Source organism: Arthrobacter rhamnosi (genome assembly GCF_054510855.1).
Genome location: NZ_JBTNDT010000003.1, coordinates 129516 through 148361, shown reverse-complemented (window position 1 = coordinate 148361; position 18846 = coordinate 129516). Strand labels below are relative to the sequence as shown.

Annotated in this window: 21 protein-coding genes; 13 read left to right on the top strand and 8 right to left on the bottom strand. The window is 68.9% G+C overall.

What is annotated here, in order from left to right:
• The first annotated feature begins 176 nt into the window (after positions 1-176).
• The 6 genes from ACX80I_RS07375 to ACX80I_RS07350 all read left to right on the top strand — a co-directional run bounded on the left by ACX80I_RS07375 (position 177) and on the right by ACX80I_RS07350 (position 5385).
• Positions 177-998: a helix-turn-helix transcriptional regulator gene (locus ACX80I_RS07375; RefSeq protein ID WP_459344744.1), complete on the top strand. Its 822-nt coding sequence runs from the start codon at positions 177-179 to the stop codon at positions 996-998.
• Complete coding sequence (sufB, locus tag ACX80I_RS07370) at positions 998-2470, top strand: Fe-S cluster assembly protein SufB (protein ID WP_087073216.1); 1473 nt, start codon at positions 998-1000, stop codon at positions 2468-2470. The genes ACX80I_RS07375 and sufB overlap by 1 nt, the downstream gene beginning before the upstream one ends.
• 2 nt (positions 2471-2472) lie before the next feature.
• Complete coding sequence (gene sufD / locus ACX80I_RS07365; protein ID WP_459344472.1) at positions 2473-3807, top strand: Fe-S cluster assembly protein SufD; 1335 nt, start codon at positions 2473-2475, stop codon at positions 3805-3807.
• Positions 3807-4166, top strand: coding sequence for a non-heme iron oxygenase ferredoxin subunit (locus tag ACX80I_RS07360; protein WP_459344471.1), 360 nt, complete (start codon positions 3807-3809; stop codon positions 4164-4166). Before sufD ends, ACX80I_RS07360 begins: the two co-directional genes overlap by 1 nt.
• Positions 4167-4220: 54 nt before the next feature.
• Complete coding sequence (sufC, locus tag ACX80I_RS07355; RefSeq protein WP_459344470.1) at positions 4221-4988, top strand: Fe-S cluster assembly ATPase SufC; 768 nt, start codon at positions 4221-4223, stop codon at positions 4986-4988.
• Positions 4989-5055: 67 nt separating this feature from the next.
• Entirely contained in the window at positions 5056-5385 is a 330-nt protein-coding gene (locus ACX80I_RS07350; RefSeq protein ID WP_087073208.1) for a metal-sulfur cluster assembly factor, read from the top strand.
• Between the two features lie 73 nt (positions 5386-5458).
• Here ACX80I_RS07350 and ACX80I_RS07345 read toward each other — a convergent pair whose 3' ends face one another.
• From ACX80I_RS07345 to ACX80I_RS07335, 3 genes are read right to left on the bottom strand one after another with little or no spacing between them, the layout of a single operon-like run.
• Positions 5459-6145 (bottom strand): energy-coupling factor transporter transmembrane component T family protein, encoded by a 687-nt coding sequence (locus ACX80I_RS07345; RefSeq protein WP_459344469.1) that lies wholly within the window; start codon positions 6143-6145, stop codon positions 5459-5461.
• On the bottom strand, positions 6142-6846 hold the full coding sequence (locus ACX80I_RS07340) for an energy-coupling factor ABC transporter ATP-binding protein (RefSeq protein ID WP_459344468.1): 705 nt from the start codon (positions 6844-6846) through the stop codon (positions 6142-6144). Before ACX80I_RS07340 ends, ACX80I_RS07345 begins: the two co-directional genes overlap by 4 nt.
• Complete coding sequence (locus ACX80I_RS07335; protein WP_459344467.1) at positions 6839-7480, bottom strand: biotin transporter BioY; 642 nt, start codon at positions 7478-7480, stop codon at positions 6839-6841. Before ACX80I_RS07335 ends, ACX80I_RS07340 begins: the two co-directional genes overlap by 8 nt.
• Before the next feature lie 168 nt (positions 7481-7648).
• On the opposite strand from ACX80I_RS07335, the gene ACX80I_RS07330 reads away from it, so the two are divergent.
• Complete coding sequence (locus ACX80I_RS07330) at positions 7649-9247, top strand: ABC-F family ATP-binding cassette domain-containing protein (RefSeq protein WP_459344466.1); 1599 nt, start codon at positions 7649-7651, stop codon at positions 9245-9247.
• A 431-nt stretch (positions 9248-9678) separates the two neighbouring features.
• Positions 9679-10128, top strand: a complete 450-nt coding sequence (locus tag ACX80I_RS07325) for a DoxX family protein (protein WP_459344465.1) — start codon at positions 9679-9681, stop codon at positions 10126-10128.
• Between the two features lie 143 nt (positions 10129-10271).
• On the opposite strand, the gene ACX80I_RS07320 is transcribed toward ACX80I_RS07325, so the two are convergent.
• Positions 10272-11858 (bottom strand): amino acid adenylation domain-containing protein, encoded by a 1587-nt coding sequence (locus ACX80I_RS07320; RefSeq protein WP_459344464.1) that lies wholly within the window; start codon positions 11856-11858, stop codon positions 10272-10274.
• Positions 11859-12226: 368 nt separating this feature from the next.
• Here ACX80I_RS07320 and ACX80I_RS07315 point away from each other — a divergent pair, with 368 nt between their 5' ends.
• Together ACX80I_RS07315 and ACX80I_RS07310 are read left to right on the top strand one after the other, a co-directional pair.
• Positions 12227-12589 (top strand): hypothetical protein, encoded by a 363-nt coding sequence (locus ACX80I_RS07315; protein WP_459344463.1) that lies wholly within the window; start codon positions 12227-12229, stop codon positions 12587-12589.
• Positions 12590-12840: 251 nt separating this feature from the next.
• On the top strand, positions 12841-13413 hold the full coding sequence (locus tag ACX80I_RS07310; RefSeq protein ID WP_459344462.1) for a hypothetical protein: 573 nt from the start codon (positions 12841-12843) through the stop codon (positions 13411-13413).
• A gap of 72 nt (positions 13414-13485) precedes the next feature.
• On the opposite strand, the gene ACX80I_RS07305 is transcribed toward ACX80I_RS07310, so the two are convergent.
• The 3 genes from ACX80I_RS07305 to ACX80I_RS07295 are packed head-to-tail and all read right to left on the bottom strand — an operon-like array spanning position 13486 to position 15019.
• Positions 13486-14310, bottom strand: a complete 825-nt coding sequence (locus tag ACX80I_RS07305) for an SURF1 family cytochrome oxidase biogenesis protein (RefSeq protein ID WP_459344461.1) — start codon at positions 14308-14310, stop codon at positions 13486-13488.
• Positions 14311-14604, bottom strand: coding sequence for a hypothetical protein (locus ACX80I_RS07300; protein WP_459344460.1), 294 nt, complete (start codon positions 14602-14604; stop codon positions 14311-14313).
• Positions 14597-15019: a DUF3099 domain-containing protein gene (locus ACX80I_RS07295; protein ID WP_459344459.1), complete on the bottom strand. Its 423-nt coding sequence runs from the start codon at positions 15017-15019 to the stop codon at positions 14597-14599. The genes ACX80I_RS07300 and ACX80I_RS07295 overlap by 8 nt, the downstream gene beginning before the upstream one ends.
• 223 nt (positions 15020-15242) lie before the next feature.
• Here ACX80I_RS07295 and ACX80I_RS07290 point away from each other — a divergent pair, with 223 nt between their 5' ends.
• Together ACX80I_RS07290 and ACX80I_RS07285 are read left to right on the top strand one after the other, a co-directional pair.
• Positions 15243-15980, top strand: a complete 738-nt coding sequence (locus ACX80I_RS07290; RefSeq protein ID WP_459344458.1) for a beta-ketoacyl-ACP reductase — start codon at positions 15243-15245, stop codon at positions 15978-15980.
• A 70-nt stretch (positions 15981-16050) separates the two neighbouring features.
• Positions 16051-16800, top strand: a complete 750-nt coding sequence (locus tag ACX80I_RS07285) for an SDR family oxidoreductase (protein ID WP_459344457.1) — start codon at positions 16051-16053, stop codon at positions 16798-16800.
• A 93-nt stretch (positions 16801-16893) separates the two neighbouring features.
• On the opposite strand, the gene serB is transcribed toward ACX80I_RS07285, so the two are convergent.
• Positions 16894-17790, bottom strand: a complete 897-nt coding sequence (gene serB, locus ACX80I_RS07280) for a phosphoserine phosphatase SerB (protein ID WP_459344743.1) — start codon at positions 17788-17790, stop codon at positions 16894-16896.
• A gap of 240 nt (positions 17791-18030) precedes the next feature.
• Here serB and ACX80I_RS07275 point away from each other — a divergent pair, with 240 nt between their 5' ends.
• On the top strand, positions 18031-18816 hold the full coding sequence (locus ACX80I_RS07275) for an ABC transporter ATP-binding protein (protein WP_301227793.1): 786 nt from the start codon (positions 18031-18033) through the stop codon (positions 18814-18816).
• Positions 18817-18846: the final 30 nt, after the last annotated feature.

Genomic DNA, 18846 nt, shown 5'->3' with positions numbered 1-18846 from the left:
GGAGGGCCGCAGGTGGGTAGCCTCGCCTAAGTGGTGGTGCGGAATACATTAGGTCATGCTTGTGTTGTGTATTTTGTCGCCGACGGGAGGAATGGACTGTGACCGCATCGCCCCGCGCCGCCGTTCCGGCGGACGACAGCCTCGCCCCCGATGTCCCTGCCGGCCGTGCCGACCGGATGGCCCAGATCGTCTCCCCGGACTCTGATGAGCGCACCCGCGACCGGGTGCTGTCGGCCGTGCTCGAGCGCGGACCGGTGAGCGCCGCGGAACTCGGGAACAGTCTCGGCTTCACGCCTGCCGCCATGCGCCGGCATCTCGACGCCCTCTCCTCCGACGGCCTCATCGAGGTCAAGCGCGTCCGCAGTTCCGCCACGGGTGCCGGCCGCCCCGCCCGCCGCTACGTCCTGAGCCGGCGCGGCCAGAGCAAGATGGGCAACGATTACCTCGACATTGCCACCGCCGCACTGACGCAGCTCGGTGAGGCCGCGGGTCCCCAGGCCATCGAGGACTTCGCACGCACCCGCTTCTCCGGCATGGAAGAGCGCTACCGCCCCATCGTCGAGGCCGCCGGCCCCGACCTCGAGGCGCGTGCCCAGGCCCTGGCGGGTGCCCTGACGGCTGACGGATTCGTCGGATCGACCAAGACCGTCGGGATGCCGCAGGCACGCGGCGTCCGTACCTCCTCGACCCCGTCGAACCGCCCGGCGATGCTCAGCGTCCAGCTCTGCCAGGGGCACTGCCCCATCCAGGGCCTGGCCTCGGCCTTCCCGGCGTTCTGCGACCAGGAGACCGGCGTCTTCGCCCGCCTGCTCGGCGTCGACGTGCGCCGGCTCTCGACACTGGCCGGCGGCGGCCACGTCTGCACCACCCACATACCCCTGGGAAGGGCGACGGCGGCTCCGGCAGCGTCCGGAGCCACCGCCGTCCCCGCGGCCGCGGAATCCGCGTCCCCCAGCAATCCAGCAACGTTATCCATCCATCAGCAAGGAAGGCCATGATGACGGATCAAGTAGACCGCAAGCCAGCTGCGTCGGCAGTCCCGGAGTCGGTGATCAGCGACATCCTGGAGAAGAACCCGGAACTCGAGGGCATCGGCACCTACCAGTACGGCTGGGCCGACAAGAACGAGGCGAGCGACAACGCGCGCCGCGGCCTGAGCGAGGAAGTCGTCCGCGACATCTCCGCGAAGAAGAACGAGCCCGAGTGGATGCTCGATCTCCGCCTGAAGGGCCTCAAGTACTTCGACCGCAAGCCTATGCCCGCCTGGGGTGCAGACCTCTCCGGCATCGACTTCGACAACATCAAGTACTTCGTGCGCTCCACGGAGAAGCAGGCGAACACGTGGGAGGACCTCCCCGAGGACATCCGCAACACGTACGAGAAGCTCGGCATCCCGGAGGCGGAGCGTGCGCGCCTCGTGTCCGGCGTCGCCGCCCAGTACGAGTCCGAGGTGGTCTACCACCAGCTCCGCGAGGACCTCGAGCGCCAGGGCGTCATCTTCCTCGACACGGACACCGCCCTGCGTGAGCACCCGGAGATCTTCAAGGAGTACTTCGGCACGATCATCCCCGTCGGCGACAACAAGTTCGCGTCGCTCAACACGGCCGTCTGGTCGGGCGGATCGTTCGTCTACGTGCCCAAGGGCGTCCACGTCGAGATCCCCCTGCAGGCCTACTTCCGCATCAACACGGAGAACATGGGCCAGTTCGAGCGCACGCTGATCATCGCGGACGAGGACTCCTACGTGCACTACATCGAGGGCTGCACCGCCCCGATCTACACGTCGGACTCCCTGCACTCCGCCGTCGTCGAGATCGTGGTGAAGAAGGGCGCGCGCGTCCGCTACACCACCATCCAGAACTGGTCGAACAACGTGTACAACCTCGTCACCAAGCGCGCCATCGCGCATGAGGGCGCCACCATGGAGTGGATCGACGGCAACATCGGCTCCAAGGTCACCATGAAGTACCCGGCCGTCTACCTGGTCGGCGAACACGCCAAGGGCGAGACGCTCTCCATCGCCTTCGCGGGCGAGGGCCAGCACCAGGACACCGGCTCGAAGATGGTGCACATCGCGCCGAACACGAAGTCCTCGATCATCTCCAAGTCCGTGGCGCGCGGCGGCGGGCGTGCGGCCTACCGCGGGCTCGTCCAGGTCCGTGAGGGGGCGAAGCACTCGGCGAACACCGTGCGCTGCGACGCGCTGCTGGTCGACACCATCTCGCGCTCGGACACGTATCCGTACGTCGACATCCGCGAGGACGACGTCACCATGGGCCACGAGGCCACCGTGTCGCGCGTCAGCGAGGAGCAGCTCTTCTACCTGATGTCCCGCGGGCTCCCCGAGGACGAGGCCATGGCCATGATCGTGCGCGGCTTCATCGAGCCGATCGCCCGTGAGCTGCCCATGGAGTACGCGCTCGAGCTGAACCGGCTGATCGAACTGCAGATGGAAGGGGCCGTAGGCTAGCAATGGCTGAGACCACCCACACGGAAATTTCGCCCAACACCGCGCCCGAGGGAGAGGTCACCGACCTCGGCGACCTCGACGAGAAGGCCCGCCTGGGCGCCCCCTCGGGCGCCTCGGCCGCCATCGACGGTTTCACGGAGGAGGGCGAGCGGCTTTCGGCGCGCAACGCGGGCACCGAGCAGCTCGGGCTCAAGAAGCACAGCCACGGCAACGCCCCCGTCGTCCCCGAGGCGTCCCGCGGGGAGCGCCGGAGGTCCTTCGACGTCGCCGACTTCCCGGCCCTGACGGGCCTCGAGGAGGACTGGCGCTTCACGCCGCTCAAGCGCCTGCGCGGACTGCACACCGACGCACCGACGGGCGCGGCTCCGGCCGTCGAGGTGACCGGTGCCGGCAACGTCACCGTCGAGACGGTCGGGCGCGGCGACGCGCGCCTGGGCACCGCGGCGACGCCGGAGGACCGTGTGTCCGCGGCAGCCTGGAACGCCTTCACCGAAGCGACCGTCATCACCATCCCGAAGGAGACGGTGGCCGACGGCGAGGTCATGGTCAGCGTCACCGGCTCGGCGTCCGCGGCAGCCGCTCAGCACCTCCTGATCCGCGCGGAGGCCTTCTCGAAGGCCGTCGTCGTGCTGGACCACTCCGGCTCCGTCACGCTCGCCCAGAACGTCGAGATCGTCGTCGGTGACGGCGCGGAACTCACGGTCGTCAGCGTCCAGGAATGGGACGACGACGCCGTGCACGTCTCCTCGCAGCAGGCGAAGGTGGGACGCGACGCGCGCTACAAGCACGTCGTCGTCAGCCTCGGCGGCGACCTCGTGCGCCTCACGCCGTCCTCGATCTTCACCGCCCCCGGCGCAGAGGTCGAGATGTACGGCCTGTACTTCGCCGACGCCGGCCAGCACCTCGAGCAGCGACTGCTGGTCGACCACGCCGTGCCCAACTGCAAGTCCCGCGTCACCTACAAGGGTGCCCTGCAGGGCAAGGACGCGCACACCGTGTGGGTCGGTGACGTGCTGATCCGCAAGGCGGCCGAGGGGACGGACACCTACGAGACCAACCGCAACCTCATCCTCACGGACGGCGCGCGGTCCGACTCGGTCCCCAACCTCGAGATTGAGACGGGCCTCATCGAGGGCGCGGGCCACGCCAGCGCCACCGGCCGGTTCGACGACGAGCACCTCTTCTACCTGATGGCCCGCGGGATCCCCGAGAAGGATGCGCGCCGCCTCGTGGTCCGCGGCTTCCTCACCGAGGTCATCCAGCAGATCAAGGTACCCGCGCTCGAGGAGCGGCTCTCCGAGTCGGTCGAGCGTGAACTCGCGGCAGGCAACCTCTGATGGCCGATGGCCCCAGCGGCGAGCTGATCTGCAGCGTCGACGACATCCAGGTGAAGCAGGCGCTGCGCGTGCTCATCGATGACTATCCCGTCGTCATCGTCCGTGACTCGGACGGTGAGATCCACGCCCTCGGCGACACCTGCTCCCACGCGGACGTCTCTCTGTCCGAGGGCGATGTCGAGGGCTGCACCATCGAGTGCTGGGGCCACGGCTCCCAGTTCGACCTGCGCAGCGGTGCCCCGCTGCAGCTCCCCGCCTACGAACCGGTCCCGGTGTTCGCACTCGAGATCCACGACGGCGACGTCTATGTCGATATCACGACGGTCACCAACGGAGCCCCCGCCCCGCAGTTCGGCTAGCGCGGCCGTCCACGCACACACTTCCTGCACAGCAGGCGAAGGAGAAAGAACACGATGTCCACACTTGAAATCAAGGACCTGCACGTCAGCATCGACACCGAGCAGGGCAACATCCCCATCCTCAAGGGCGTCACGCTGACGATCAACACCGGCGAGACCCACGCGATCATGGGCCCCAACGGTTCCGGCAAGTCGACCCTGGCGTCGACGATCGCCGGGCACCCCCGCTACAGGGTCGACAGCGGCTCCATCACGCTCGACGGCGAGGACGTCCTGTCCATGAGCGTCGACGAGCGTGCCCGCGCCGGCCTCTTCCTGGCCATGCAGTACCCCGTCGAGGTACCCGGCGTCACGATGACCAACTTCCTGCGCACGGCCAAGACCGCCCTCGACGGCGAAGCCCCGAGCCTGCGGCACTGGACCAAGGACGTCAAGGCTGCCATGTCGCAGCTGCGCATCGACGCGGACTTCGCCCAGCGCAACGTCAACGAGGGCTTCTCCGGCGGCGAGAAGAAGCGCGTCGAGATCCTCCAGCTCGAGCTCTTCCGCCCGAAGTTCGCGATCCTCGACGAGACCGACTCCGGACTCGACGTCGACGCCCTGAAGGTCGTCTCCGAGGGAGTCAACCGCGAGCACTCGAAGGGCGAGATGGGCACGCTGCTCATCACCCACTACACGCGGATCCTGCGCTACATCAAGCCGGACTTCGTGCACGTGTTCGTGGCCGGCCGCATCGCCGAAGAGGGCGGTCCGGAACTCGCCGACCGCCTCGAGGAAGAGGGCTACGATCGATTCACGGCCCAGTCCGCGGTCGAGGCCTAGGACCACCAGGATCCCCGGCACGTCCGCGTGCCGGACCACCTGACTACTGTTCGGAAGGAAGAGTGCGATGAGTGATGTGCAGCAGGCGCAGACCGCGCTGGATGACATCGAGGAAGCGCTGCGGGACGTCATCGACCCGGAGCTCGGCGTGAACGTCGTCGACCTCGGGCTCCTCTACGGCCTGAAGTACGCCGAGGACGGCGCCCTCCTGATCGACATGACGCTCACCACGGCCGCGTGCCCGCTGACCGATGTGCTCGAGGAGCAGGTCGGCCAGGCGCTGGACGGCGTCGTCGATGAGTGGCGGTTGAACTGGGTGTGGATGCCGCCGTGGGGTCCCGAGAAGATCACCGAGGACGGCCGCGACCAGATGCGGGCTCTCGGCTTCAACATCTGAGTTTCCCCGGCGATCAGCCGGAGGGCGGCACCAGCATGCGCTGGGGCCGCCCTCTTCGTCGTTCCGGGGGAACTCAGCCGTCCGTCGGGTTCCGACGACGGCCGGCTGCCCCGGGGTCTCCGTCCTCGTCGTCCCCGTCCTCGTGGTCGCCGAGGCCCCTCGCTGCAAGCGCCTCGCCCGTCCGGTGGGCATACGCCACCGCGCCGACGACCAGCGGCGTCACGGCGACGCGCGGGCTCCGGTCCAGTCCCCGCGCACGGGCTGCCTCGCGGACGTCGACGAACAGGCCCGCGAGGTATGGGATGCTCCGCAGCATGATCGAGAGGGCGAGGGCGAAGCGTTCCGGATCGGCGCCGAGCCGGCGGAAGGGCCGCACCAGCCGCACCACCCCGTCGAGGAGCTCCTGCGTCGGCGTCGTGAGGGTCACCGCCCGCGCCGCCTGCAGGCAGGCCACGATGCCGCCCACGACCACGAACGCGCGCAGCCACCCCTGGGCCACGCCCTGGTAGAGCGCGAGGATTCCGAGGACGGGCGCCGCCGGCAGGAGCATGCGCAGCACGCGCGCGGGGGAGAGTCGTGCTCCGGCCAGGAGCGCACCGGCCGTCACGGCCAGTGCTGCGGCCGTGGTCACCGGCGATCGCCATGCCACGACGGCGACGGCGCATACGAGGGAGGCCGCCGCCTTGAGCGGGAGCGGCAGCCGGTACAGGAAGCCCCGGCCGTGCTCGTACAGGCCGAGGGTACTGCCGAAGCCCCTCACGGCCGGCCGTCCGGCACCGCTGCCGCCAGCCCGCGGTAGAGCGCCACGGCGTCCGCAGGCGCACCGTCGAAGACGACCCTGCCGTCGTCGACCACGAGTGTCCGGTCGCTCTCGAGGGCGAAGTCGAGGTTGTGGGTGGTGAAGACGACCTGCTGGTCGAGGCCCGCGATGAGCGCGCGGACCCGGGCGTCGTTGCGGAGGTCGAGCAGCGTGGTCGGCTCGTCCGCCACGAGGATTCGAGGCTCCACCGCGAGGACGACGGCGAGGGCGAGGATCTGGCGCTCACCGCCGGACAGGTCGTAGATGCTGCGGTCCGCGAGGTGCGCCACGCCGAACCGCCGCAGGACGTCCTCACCCCGCCGGCGGCGCTCTGCGGCAGGAAGCTTCTGGGCCCGGAGAGACAGCTCGACGTCCTCGCGCCCCGTCGGCATGACGAGCTGCGACAGGGGATCGGTGAAGACGAACCCGACGGCGCGGCGCACGGCCCGCCCCGCGGTCCGGGTGTCCTGTCCGAAGACCGCCACCGATCCCTCGGACGGGGCCAGCAGGCCGTTGATCAGGCGCAGCAGGGTCGACTTCCCGGAGCCGTTGGCCCCGATCACCGACACCCGCCGTTCCGCCAGGGTGAGCGTGAGGGGGTGGATGAGCGTTCGGGCCTCGCCGTCGTCCGTCCGGACGGCGGCGCCCCTGAACTCAATCACGGGGTGCGCGCCTCCGGGTGGAGAGCAGTCGGGGGAAGGCGCGGTGGACCGACACGGCGATGAGGGCGGCCAGGACGTTCTTGACCACGTCGCCGGGGAGGTACGCGGCGTCGATGAGGACCGCCTCGCGCAGGGGGAGGCCGGCGTTCACCATGAGTCCCGCCACGCCCAGCGGGTGGATGGTCAGGAGACTGGCCGCCAGGCAGGCGAGGAAGAGGAGGCCCGCGCGGAACCGGCGCGCCCTGCGCAGCACGACGACGGCCAGCAGGCCCGCGACGAGTGCTGCGAGGGGGAACGCGAGGAGGTATCCGGCCGACGGTCCGCCGAGGACGCCGAAGCCGCCGTTGAAGCCGCTGAAGACCGGCAGGCCGATCAGCCCGGCGACCAGGTAGAGCAGGACGGCGGCCGCTCCGCGTCCCGGTCCGAGCACGATGCCGGCGAGCATGACACCGAGGGTCTGCAGCGTGATGGGCACGCCGAGCGGGCCGACCGGTATACCGGGTAAGATTGCAAGGGCGGCGATGAGGGCGGCAAAGACCGCAACCAGCGAGAGATCGGTGGTATCCCACCGCTTCCGGGACGACCGCCGGCTCCCGCCGGCCGGTCCGGTGACGGTTTGCTCCGCTGGCTGCATGGCGCACGCTCCTTCAGCAGGCCGGAGTCGCACCGGCTCTTCCGGTGATTTGTCGAATTCCTCCAGCCGTAACTGCTTCTGTACCGAGACTAGCGCCGGTCATTCGGGGATCCCTTGTGGGATTCCTACAAGAAAACGCCGTCTCCGGCACCATCGAAAGGCCTCACCGTGATCAACGTATCGAACTTGGAGCTCCGGGCTGGTGCCCGCCTGCTCATGGACGAGGTGTCCTTCCGTGTGGACAAGGGCGACAAGATCGGGCTCGTCGGGCGCAACGGCGCCGGCAAGACCACCCTCACCAAGGTGCTCGCCGGGGAATCCCTCCCCGCAGGTGGCACGGTGACCCGTTCCGGTGAGATCGGCTACCTGCCGCAGGACCCCCGCACGCCGAACATGGAGCAGCTGGCCCGTGACCGGATCCTCTCGGCGCGCAACCTCGATGCCGTCGTCGGCGAACTCCGCCAGGCCCATGAGGACATGGCCAGCGAGAAGACGTCGGTGCGCAACAAGGCGATGGCCCGCTACGACCGCATCGAAGCCGCATTCCTCGCCGGTGGCGGGTACGCCGCTGAGGCCGAAGCGGCGTCCATCTCCTCGAACCTCGCCCTGCCCGAGCGCATCCTCAACCAGCCGCTGAAGACCCTGTCCGGCGGCCAGCGCCGGCGCGTCGAGCTCGCCCGCATCCTGTTCTCGAGTGCGGAGACGATGCTCCTCGACGAGCCCACGAACCACCTCGACGCCGACTCCATCGCCTGGCTGCGTGACTTCCTGAAGAACCACCAGGGCGGGCTCATCGTGATCAGCCACGACGTCGAGCTCCTCGAGGCGACCGTCAACAAGGTGTTCCAGCTGGACGCCAACCGCGCGACCATCGACGTCTACAACATGGGCTGGAAGCGTTACCAGCTCCAGCGCGAGACGGACGAGCGGGCCCGGAAGCGCGAGCGCGCCAACGCCGAGAAGAAGGCCCAGGTCCTCATGGACCAGGCGAACAAGATGCGGGCGAAGGCCTCGAAGGCCGTGGCCGCGCAGAACATGGCCAAGCGCGCCGAACGCCTCCTCGGTGGCCTCGACGCGGTGCGGGCCTCGGACCGCGTCGCGGCCCTCCGCTTCCCCGAGCCGTCCCCCTGTGGCAAGACGCCCATGACGGCCGAGGGGCTCAGCAAGTCCTACGGTTCGCTCGAGATCTTCACCGACGTGGACCTCGCGATCGACCGCGGGTCGAAGGTGGTCATCCTCGGACTCAACGGTGCCGGGAAGACCACCCTGCTGCGCATGCTCGCGGGTGTGGACAAGCCCGATACGGGGCAGGTCATCGCGGGCCACGGGCTCAAGGTCGGGTACTACGCCCAGGAGCACGAGACGCTGGACACCCAGCGGACGGTCCTCGAGAACATGAAGTCCTCGGCCCCGGACATGCAGGACGCGGAAGTGCGCGGCATCCTCGGTTCGTTCCTCTTCTCGGGCGACGACGTCGACAAGCCCGCCGGGGTGCTCTCCGGCGGCGAGAAGACACGCCTCGCTCTGGCGACCATCGTCGCGTCCTCGGCGAACGTGCTGCTCCTCGACGAGCCGACGAACAACCTGGACCCGGCGAGCCGCGCAGAGATCCTGGGGGCCCTCAAGAACTACAGCGGGGCCGTGGTCATGGTCAGCCACGACGAGGGTGCAGTCGATGCACTCGATCCCGAGCGGGTCGTCCTGCTGCCGGACGGCGTCGAGGACCTGTGGAACTCCGACTACCTGGAGCTCGTCACCCTCGCCTAGGTCCGCCTCACGGACACAATAGGGAAAGCCCCTCGCGAGGGGCTTTCGGGGGATTGGACAGTCGATGATCGGTAGTGGTCAGCGGTGACGTGCTCCTCCTCCCAGCGCCGGTGGCGCTCCTCGACGGCTTGATGGCAACGAGGCTAGTTGCTGCCCGGAGGACGATGCAACACTAATAAGTGGTTGCATTCCGGCCTGGAATCGTCTTGAATACCCCCTCCCGCGGCCCGCCCTCGGCCCAGGGGAGTAGCAGAAGGTCCTGGTGAGGCGGCTACTGGCAGGCGACCGGCGCGGTCCCGGGCAGGGGATCTCGATCACCAAAGCTTGATTCTTCAAGTGATCGTCCGTAGTCTTTAGTTGAAGCTACAACTAATTCGTGCGGCGCCCTCCTCGCGCCCTCGCCCACTCCGTTGAGCGAAAGGCACGATCGAATGTCCTCCCAGACCTCCGACTCCACGAAGTCCACCCTTGCCCGCACGGTCCTGCGCGTCGCCCTGGGCGTCATCTTCCTTGCCCACGGCTGGCAGAAGATCTTCGACTACACCATCCCCGGTACACAGGCAGCCTTCGCCCAGATGGGGGTTCCGGCAGCCGAGTTGATCGGACCGGCCGTCGGCTTCCTCGAACTCGTCGGCGGGGCTGCCCTCATCCTCGGCGTACTGGTCCGACCAGTCGCCGCCCTCCTGGCCCTGGACATGCTCGGTGCCCTCTTCCTGGTCCACGCCCCCGCCGGCATCTTCGCCGACAAGGGCGGATACGAACTCGTGCTCGTCCTCGCGGCCGGTGCAGCCGCTCTCGCCCTGGTCGGCGCCGGTCGCTTCTCCGTCGACGCCCTGACCTTCGGGCGCAGCCAGAACCGCGCGATCGCAGCCCTGGCCTGAGGGCGTCTGTCCTGCTGGCCGTCCGCCAGGACGCTCAGCACGGGCGTGGCGGCAGGCGCCGCTTGGATCCTGCCGGCTTCCTCCGGCTACTCGGCGGCCCGCCGAGTGGCCCACGGGAGTAGCAGAGGGTCCTGGTGAGGCGACTACTGGTAGGTGACCAGCCAGGGCTTCGGATCGACGAGTGTGTAGGTCTGCTCCGGTGTCAGCATCGGCTGGTCCTCGTCGTAGAAGTTCTTCCAGGAGGGCCAGATCCCCTGGGGAGGGACGGACTGCAGAGCGAACCAGGTATCCAGTTTCTGGGCAGGAGTCCCATGACCGTCTGCGTGCAGGGTCACCGCCAGCTCCGTCCTCGACACGTCCAGGCCCTCGCGATCGGTGATCATGTCGATGCGGAACTGGTGGATCATCAGGAGTTTCTGCGGCAGGGCGCGGTCCCGGGTCAGATCGGCGAGCCAGGTGGTGGCCGCGTTGATTTCGGCGGTGTCCACGGTGCCGATCTGCTGAAGCGGCTGTTGGCCCGGGAGAAGCCTCCACTCCGGGTCCAGGGCGAGGCCGACGGACGGCCGGGCAAGAAGCTCTTCGTAGAGCTTGGCCTGGGACAGGAAGTCGGAGCGCCCCGACTGCAGGTCCAGCACCACGTACACACCCTGTTCCTCGGCGGCGTCGATCCAGGGTGTGAGCTCTTCGATCGAGGTTTCGCTGGAGTAATCGCCGTCGGTACCGGGGTCGGCGCTGGCGACGGTGGCGATCAGATCGAGAGCTGGGACGACGGGCTCGTCGCTGAACGGCTGGTACTGGGCGGCGAGATCCTTCACCCGAGCGAGTGTCGCCTCGATGCCCTGTTCGCCCAGCGCTCCCAGGAAGGGGCCGCTGGGGTGCCCGTAGAGGGCCACCATGCGGCGGCCGGGAAAGACGGTCTGGCCGCCGCCGGGCAGCTGTGCAGCCGTCGTCGCGACCTGGACCCGCTCGGCGAAGATCTCCTGGGATCCGAACGCGTCACCCACGGCGAGGATCGCCCGATCGGCGGAGGACCGTACGACATCCACCGTTCGACTGGTGGCTCGCGGGTCCGGCTCCGTCACCAGTTCGACCTCGGCTCCGGCGGCCCGTGCTGTCGCCAGAGGTGCCAGCGCGGAGGAGCGCGTGGCCAGCACCAGTGCCCGGATGGGCTGGGCCGCCGCCGTGAAGTCCGGTACCTTCCCTGCAGTAGCGAGGGCTGCGAGCCCCTCACCCGTGGAGTGGGCTCCGGTTGCCGAGGCACCAGGCGATGGCTCAGGTGCCGGCGGTGTCGCGGCCGGTACCAGCGTGAGCAGGCGGGGGTCGGGTCCGCCCAGTTCGCGGACCGAGGCGACGACGTCGTCCTCCACGGGGACGGGAGTAACAGCCAGCCCCAGAACGTTTTCGAACTCTGCCGCCGACGTAGGACCAGCCACGAGGGCGCGCTGCGCGGCGAGGGCTTCCCAGTCGGCCGCCGGGTCTCCGTACCCGATGACGGTCTCGACCTCCAGCCGTTCGAGCTCGGCCGTGACTTCCGCCGCAGCGGATCCACCCGGGCTCACCACCAGGAGGGGGACATGGAGGCCCGCCGCAGCACTCGATGCTGCGGTGAGATCGGCGTCGACGGGGGCCGATCCCCCCTCGATCCGGCGGGCGACGACCACCGCCGCCGGGCTGCGGTCGAACACCATGCTGCTCATGTGGATCGACGTCTGGGTATCGGTGCCTGCCACCACCTGGCGCTTCTCGGCACCGGGATGTGCGAGAACGACGGACGCCGCAGGCGCCGCAGACTCAGCGGCATCCGGCGGCTCGCTCGAGACGCAACCGGTCACCAGAAGTAGTGCGGTGAGGGTGAGAAGGGCGCGGGAACGGGGGGCACGACGGGAAGTGATAGGGGTCAACTTTCGGTGAAGGGGCTCTGACGACTCTATGCCCGGGACTGCTCCGGAGTCGACGGGCAGCCACATCGCGACCGGTCCATGCCACCCACCCGAGGCGGGCATCGGGCGCGGGGGCACCCGAATTCCGAGGGGCGGAGCCCGGGGATGTAAGGGCCGAGCGGAGTAGAATAGTACTCCCAGCATGAAACAGGTGTGTGATGAGAATTCACCGGAACCCGAAAAAGCAGCATCAGCACCTCTTCGATCGGCGCCTCTTCGGTCGTCCCACCTCCGAACCCGCAGGGGTCGGGGATACGCCGCACCCCGCCGAGCAGCCCACAGCACCACTGGTCGTGACGAAGAGGAAGACCCATCCGTCGTTCTTCCAAGGGCTCGATACGGCCGCCGCCGTGTTCCTCGGGCCGGCAGATCGCACCGATGGCGACACTCCCGTGGTCCACGCCCATGATGCGGCGGAGGACACCTCGGATGAGACACTCCGTTCCGTCGACATCTACACGGACTCATTCGGGCACCACTACGCGCAGCGCAAGCCGCGAGTGGAACGACGGGCCCCGTAAGGGCCACCGGGAGTACGCAGCTACGACCCCAGGTGAGGTCGCGAGCGCCCGGAGGTCAACGGGCGCCCCGTATCCGAGGTGATCAGCCTCGAACAAGGCAGGAATAAGGTATCCGACCCACAGGAGTAGTCATGAAACGCTTACTGAGTGGACTCGCTGTTGCGGGATTAGTGGGGCTAGGGGCTGCACCGGCGGGAGCCGCTCCCAGCATCTACCATACGATCCGGTCGACCCATGCCGACGCGGACGTGGTGACCACTGTCGGCTGCGAGCAGACTGAAATATTCGTCTCCTCGAGCGTCGCCATGTATGCGAATCAGCCCGGCCCCGTCAACAAGCAGGGCCTCACCGCCGTGTTCGTACGCGTCACCGACACCTGTGCCGCGGCGTCCGGCCCGGTCAGCGCTGCCGCGGGAGGGGGCGGGGGCGGGGGCGCAGTACTGTTCCAGGCGGAGGGCCGGAACATGGCGCCCCTGGTGGTTGATCCCCGGCTGACCACCGCCTCCATCGACACCCAGCTGGCGGGCTCCGACGGCAACGGAGACCCCATTACCATCGCACTCTCGGCGTCCTGGACGGCCACCGGCCCCCTTCAGCACGACACGGCCCATAACCACGAACACTTCCCCGGCGAGGGCAACGTGAACGCGACGGACAATAATCTGATGCGCGCAGCCACCGCGGAAGTGTCCGTGACGGTCGGAGACTTCACGGCTACGGGCGCGGACACCACTGCGGTCCTGGAACAGGCGAAGTCACGCTGCATCGAAATTGCCCGACCCGGTGTGGAGGAGTTCTACCCCTGCTTCGGATTCCCCGGGTGACAGGCCGACGGTAGCGCGACCCTTGCGGCCCGGCCCCTTCCGGGGACTGCGGCCAGCGGGTGGCCGGCTGACCTAGCGGATGCCCTGCGCGTCGAGGATGGCGTCCTCCTCCTCTTCGGAGGAAGGGCGACGCCGGCGTGCCGGGCTCTCGGGAGCCGTCCCGTCCTGCTCCTCGTCGCTGCGGCGCTGCTGGCGTGCGGCGTAGCCGAGGCCCACGAAGGCCAGGACTCCGAAGGCGAACCACTGCATCGAGTACGACAGGTGCGGGCCTTCGTCGATGGACGGCTTCGGTGCGGCAACCGGCGTCTGCGCCGCGGCCGGCCGTTCGACGGCCAGGAGGCCGTACGCCGCCTCCTGCAGCGGATAGTCGAGCCTGTCCGCGAGCGCGGAGAGGTCGATCGATGCGACCTGGCCTTCGGGGGCCCCACGGTTGACCGCCGGCTCTCCGGGCTTCGTCCTGGCCGTGACCTCGACCTCGCCGGCAGGGGGAGCGGGGATCTCGTCGGGACGCCCCGCCTCGACGTTGCCGATGGGCAGCCACCCGCGATCGATGATGACGGCCGTTCCGTCGTCGAGCTTCAGGGGCGTGAGCACCTCGTAGCCCGGTTGTCCGTTCAGCGGCCGGTTGCGGACGACGACCTGGTTCGCGACGTCGTAGATCCCGGTGAACGTGACGGGAGCCCACTCGCGGTCCGGGTCGTAGCTGTCGAAGCCGTTCTCGCCCGGCAGGTAGCGCTCAGGGGCGGCGTCGTAGTTCGCCTCGATGCGCTGGATGTTCTCCACGACCGCTTCACGACGGTCGAGTTGCCAGCGTCCGAGGCCCACGCATCCGGCGGCCAGCACCGTGACCATGGCGAGCCAGCCGAGCCAGCGGGCGGAGAAGAGGAAGCGGTACACCTAGCGGGTCTCCATCGGTTGATCGGCTGTCAGGGGGAGCGTCTCCTTCCAGAGTCCGCGATCCCGGAGGTATTCCTCGAACCACTCGACGTGGCCCGGGCAGGATGCCCACGCCTTGCGGCGATCGGGCGTATGGATGCGCGGGTTGTTCCAGAGCAGCTGCCACTCGGCGGCATTCCTGCAGCCCTTGCGCGAGCAGACGGGTCCGCCGCTGTCCGCGGCCCGCGGTGCCCCGAACAGGCCAAGGCCTGCGGTCGAGGCAACCGCGGGTCGGCCCGCAGGGATCTCAGGCATCTGCACCGGTGGTGCCGTTGCGCGCGGCAGAGGAGCCATGCGCGCGCTGGTGCGTGTCATCGATGATCTCGCCGCTGAGGACCTCGTCCTCGTCCGCCGGACCCGCGTCGACCACCCGAGCCTCGATCTCACGGACCGGGGCGCGATCGATCAGCGCATCGCTGTGCCGGATGTTGCTGGTATCGCTTCCGCCGTTCGCGATGATCACTGCGAAGTACGGCAGGAAGACGGCACCGGCGATCATCACCCACTGCAGCCACACATAGGGGACGACGAAGACCAGGACGAAGCAGATGAGGCGGAGCCCCATCGACACCGAGTACCTGATCATTCGTGACCGCATCTCGTCGCTGTGTGATTCACGGGCATCGGAGATGGTGTGGACGTCTGGGTTGTGCTTCGTTTGTTTACTCATCACACTCCAAGGAGAATCCCTCAATTATCTCACTCCGGGTCCCGTTCCCGAAGTCGAGGGATGCCCCGCTAGGATCGTCGGGATAGTTTGGCCGCACGGCAGGCCTGAAAGGGTCGGCACGCTGCGGCGGGTCCCTGACGGGACCGTCGGCAGCGAACAACACGGCGAACAACACAGCGAACAACGTGGACCCCTTCCGGCCCGCAGATAGAGGAGTTTCCCCTTGGCATCTGATGCAGACAGCAAGACGACGGCCTCCGGACGCAGCGTCCTCATCACCGGAGGAAACCGGGGGATCGGCCTTGCCATCGCCAAGGTATTCGTAGCCAACGGCGACAAGGTTGCCATCACCTACCGAAGTGGCGAGGTGCCCGAGGGTATGCTCGGCGTCAAGGCCGACGTCACGAGCGAGGAGCAGATCGATGCGGCCTTCACGCAGGTGGAGGCCGAGCACGGTCCGGTCGAGGTGCTCGTCGCCAATGCGGGCATCACCCGGGACACGCTGCTCCTGCGCATGACCGAGAGCGATTTCACCGACGTCATCGACACGAACCTCACGGGAGCGTTCCGGGTCGTCAAGCGCGCGTCGCGCGGCATGATCCGGCTGCGGCGCGGACGCGTCATCCTGATCTCCAGCGTCACAGGTCTCTACGGGGCGCCCGGCCAGATCAACTACTCGGCGTCGAAGGCAGGACTCATCGGCATCGCGCGCTCGCTGACGAGGGAGCTGGGGTCCCGCGGGATCACGGCGAACGTCGTCGCACCCGGGTTCATCGACACCGACATGACGGCGGAGCTCCCCGAGGACACCCGCAAGAGCTACCTGGCCACCATCCCGGCCGGGCGCTTCGCATCCCCCGACGAGGTGGCCGGCGTCGTGTCCTGGCTCGCCGGCGACGCGGCCGGTTACATCTCCGGCGCCGTCATCCCCGTCGACGGCGGCCTCGGCATGGGCCACTGACCCCCACTGATTCCCGCGGAGCCTCCGCTCCGTGCCCGCACCATCCCCGGATTCCAGCAGAAGGAGCACCATGGCCACCCTCGAGGGCACCACAGCAATCGTCACCGGATCGTCCCGCGGCATCGGAGCCGACGTCGCGCAGCAACTCGCCGCGCAGGGCGCGGCCGTCGTCGTCAACTACCGCCAGAAGGCGCCGCGCGCCAACAAGGTCGTCGCGGGGATCGAGGCGGCGGGCGGCAAGGCCGTCGCCGTCGGAGCGGACCTGACCACGCCGGAGGGACCGGCCGCGCTGGTCGATGCCGCAGTGTCGACCTTCGGCGGGCTCAACCTGCTCGTGCTCAACGCCTCCGGCGGCATGGAGACGGGCATGGGGGAGGACTACGCGCTCAAGCTCAACCGCGATGCGCAGGTCAACATGCTCACCGCGGCCGCCGAGGTGATGCCCGCGGGATCGCGCGTGGTCTTCATCACGAGCCACCAGGCGCACTTCATCGAGAAGGTGGAGACGATGGACGCCTACGAGCCCGTCGCCCGCAGCAAGCGGGCCGGCGAGGACGCACTGCGCGCACTCATCCCGCAGCTGGACGAGAAGGGCATCTCCCTCGTGGTCGTGTCCGGTGACATGATCGAGGGCACGGTCACTGCGACCCTCCTCGACCGGGCGACGCCGGGCGCCATCGAGGCACGGCGCCAGGAGGCAGGCCGCCTGTATTCGGTGTCGGAGTTCGCCACCGAGATCGTCCGGATGGTCACGGCCGACGTGCCCACCGGCCACACGGAATACGTGGGCGGCGCCGAGGACTTCCTCGCCAAGAGCTGACCCCGGCAGGTCGGCCGGGGCGCGCCGCGTTCCGGCCGCACAGCCGCCCCGCAGGGACGAGGCGCTGCCCGGGAGAACCTGAAGGGCTGGAGCCTAGAGGCCGGCCAGGTGGCGGACGACGTCGAGGTCGGGCAGGTCCAGGGCCGCGTCGGCTGCCGCGCGGACCGCGGGTTTGGCATTGAACGCGATGCCGAGGCCCGCAGCCGCCAGCATGTCGAGGTCGTTCGCACCGTCGCCCACGGCCACGGTCGCCGCCAGGGGGACTCCGGCACGGGCCGCCTCGGTGCGCAGCATGCGCGCCTTCTCCCGGCGGTCGACGACGGCGCCGCGAACGTGCCCTGTCAGCACACCGCCGGCGATGTCGAGGTCGTTCGCCTTGGCGAAGGAGAGGCCGAGGCGCTCGGCGAGGGGTGCCAGGACCTGCGAGAAGCCTCCCGAGACGACACCGACGCGGTGGCCGGCCCCGAGATACGCAGCCACGAGCTCCTCGGCGCCATCGCTCAGTTCGATCCTGCCGGCCACCTCGTCGATCACGGACGCGGGCAGGCCTTCCAGCGCGCGCACGCGGTGGTGGAGGGACTGTTCGAAGTCGAGCTCTCCGCGCATCGCCGCCTCGGTCACGGCGGCCACCTCCGCCTCACGTCCGGCGTGCGCGGCGAGCAGTTCGATGACCTCCTGCTTGATCAGCGTCGAGTCGACGTCCATGATCAGCAGCTTCGGGCCGGGTGCGTAGACCGGCGCCGGGACGAGGGCCGCTCCGATGCCGGTCCTGCCGGTCCACTCCGACAGTCCGGTGCGGAGTGCGCTGAGCCGCGCGGACCGGTCCGCAGGCAGGACGACGTCGACCGTCAGGACGGCGTACGTCGCGGCCCCGGCCACGGATACTTCCGTGACCCGGGCGCCGAGGTCACGCAGGACGGATACCAGGTCCTCGTGCTGCCTGTCCTCGAGCCGGCGTGCATAAGCGACGACCCTCGCGCTGTCCGCCATGCTCTCAGCCGTGCTGTCCGGGATACTGACCGGGATGTTCTCCGGCATGCTGTCCGCTCCTGTCCGTGCCGCTGGCGGCGTCGTCGTGTACGTCCCGTCCTGCCCGGGGACGCCGGGCAGGACGGGGTCCCTACCCGGCACCGCCGGGAGGACCCCGACGGCGTCTGCCGGAAGGTGCATGATCCTCGGGAGGCTCCCGGTTTCGCCACGGAGCCGCTCCTTAGCCTAGTGTCTAGGACCATGAGCGACGTTCTGGAACTGGCGGGAGTGAGCCTCGTCAGGGGCGGCAAGACCCTTCTCGATGACATCGACTGGCAGGTCAGCGAGGGTGAGCGCTGGGTGGTCATGGGCCCCAACGGAGCGGGCAAGACCACGCTGCTGCAGCTCGCGGGGGCACGCCTGCATCCGACGCGCGGCGTGGTGGGCATCCTCGACGAGGTGATGGGCGCGGTCGACGTGTTCGAGCTCCGACCGCGCATCGGACTGGCGTCCGCGGCCCTCGCCTCACAGGTCCCGGACGACGAGACGGTCCTGAACGTCGTCGTGACGGCCTCCTACGGTGTCACCGGCCGGTGGCGGGAGCAGTACGAGCGCCTCGACGAACGGCGCGCCTTCCGCCTCCTCGACACGTGGGGCATGTCCCGCTTCATGAACCGTCGCTTCGGCTCCCTCAGCGAGGGCGAGCGGAAGCGCGTGCAGATCGCCCGGGCCCTCATGGCCGATCCGGAGCTGCTCCTCCTCGACGAACCCGCTGCGGGTCTCGACCTCGCCGGCCGCGAGGACCTCGTGCAGCGCCTGACGGAGCTTGCGCGGGACGAGGAAGCGCCCGCCATGGTGCTGGTGACGCACCACCTCGAGGAAGTCCCGCCGGGCTTCACCCACGCGCTGCTGCTCCGCGACGGGAGGGTCGTCGCCGCCGGCCCGCTCTCCGGCGTCCTGACCGAGGAGAACCTGAGCGAAGCGTTCGACGTCGCCCTCAAGGTCACCGAGGAGAACGGCCGCTACAGTGCGGTCGCCCGGGCGTGACGGCGCCGGCCGCTCCGGTGACGGGTACGG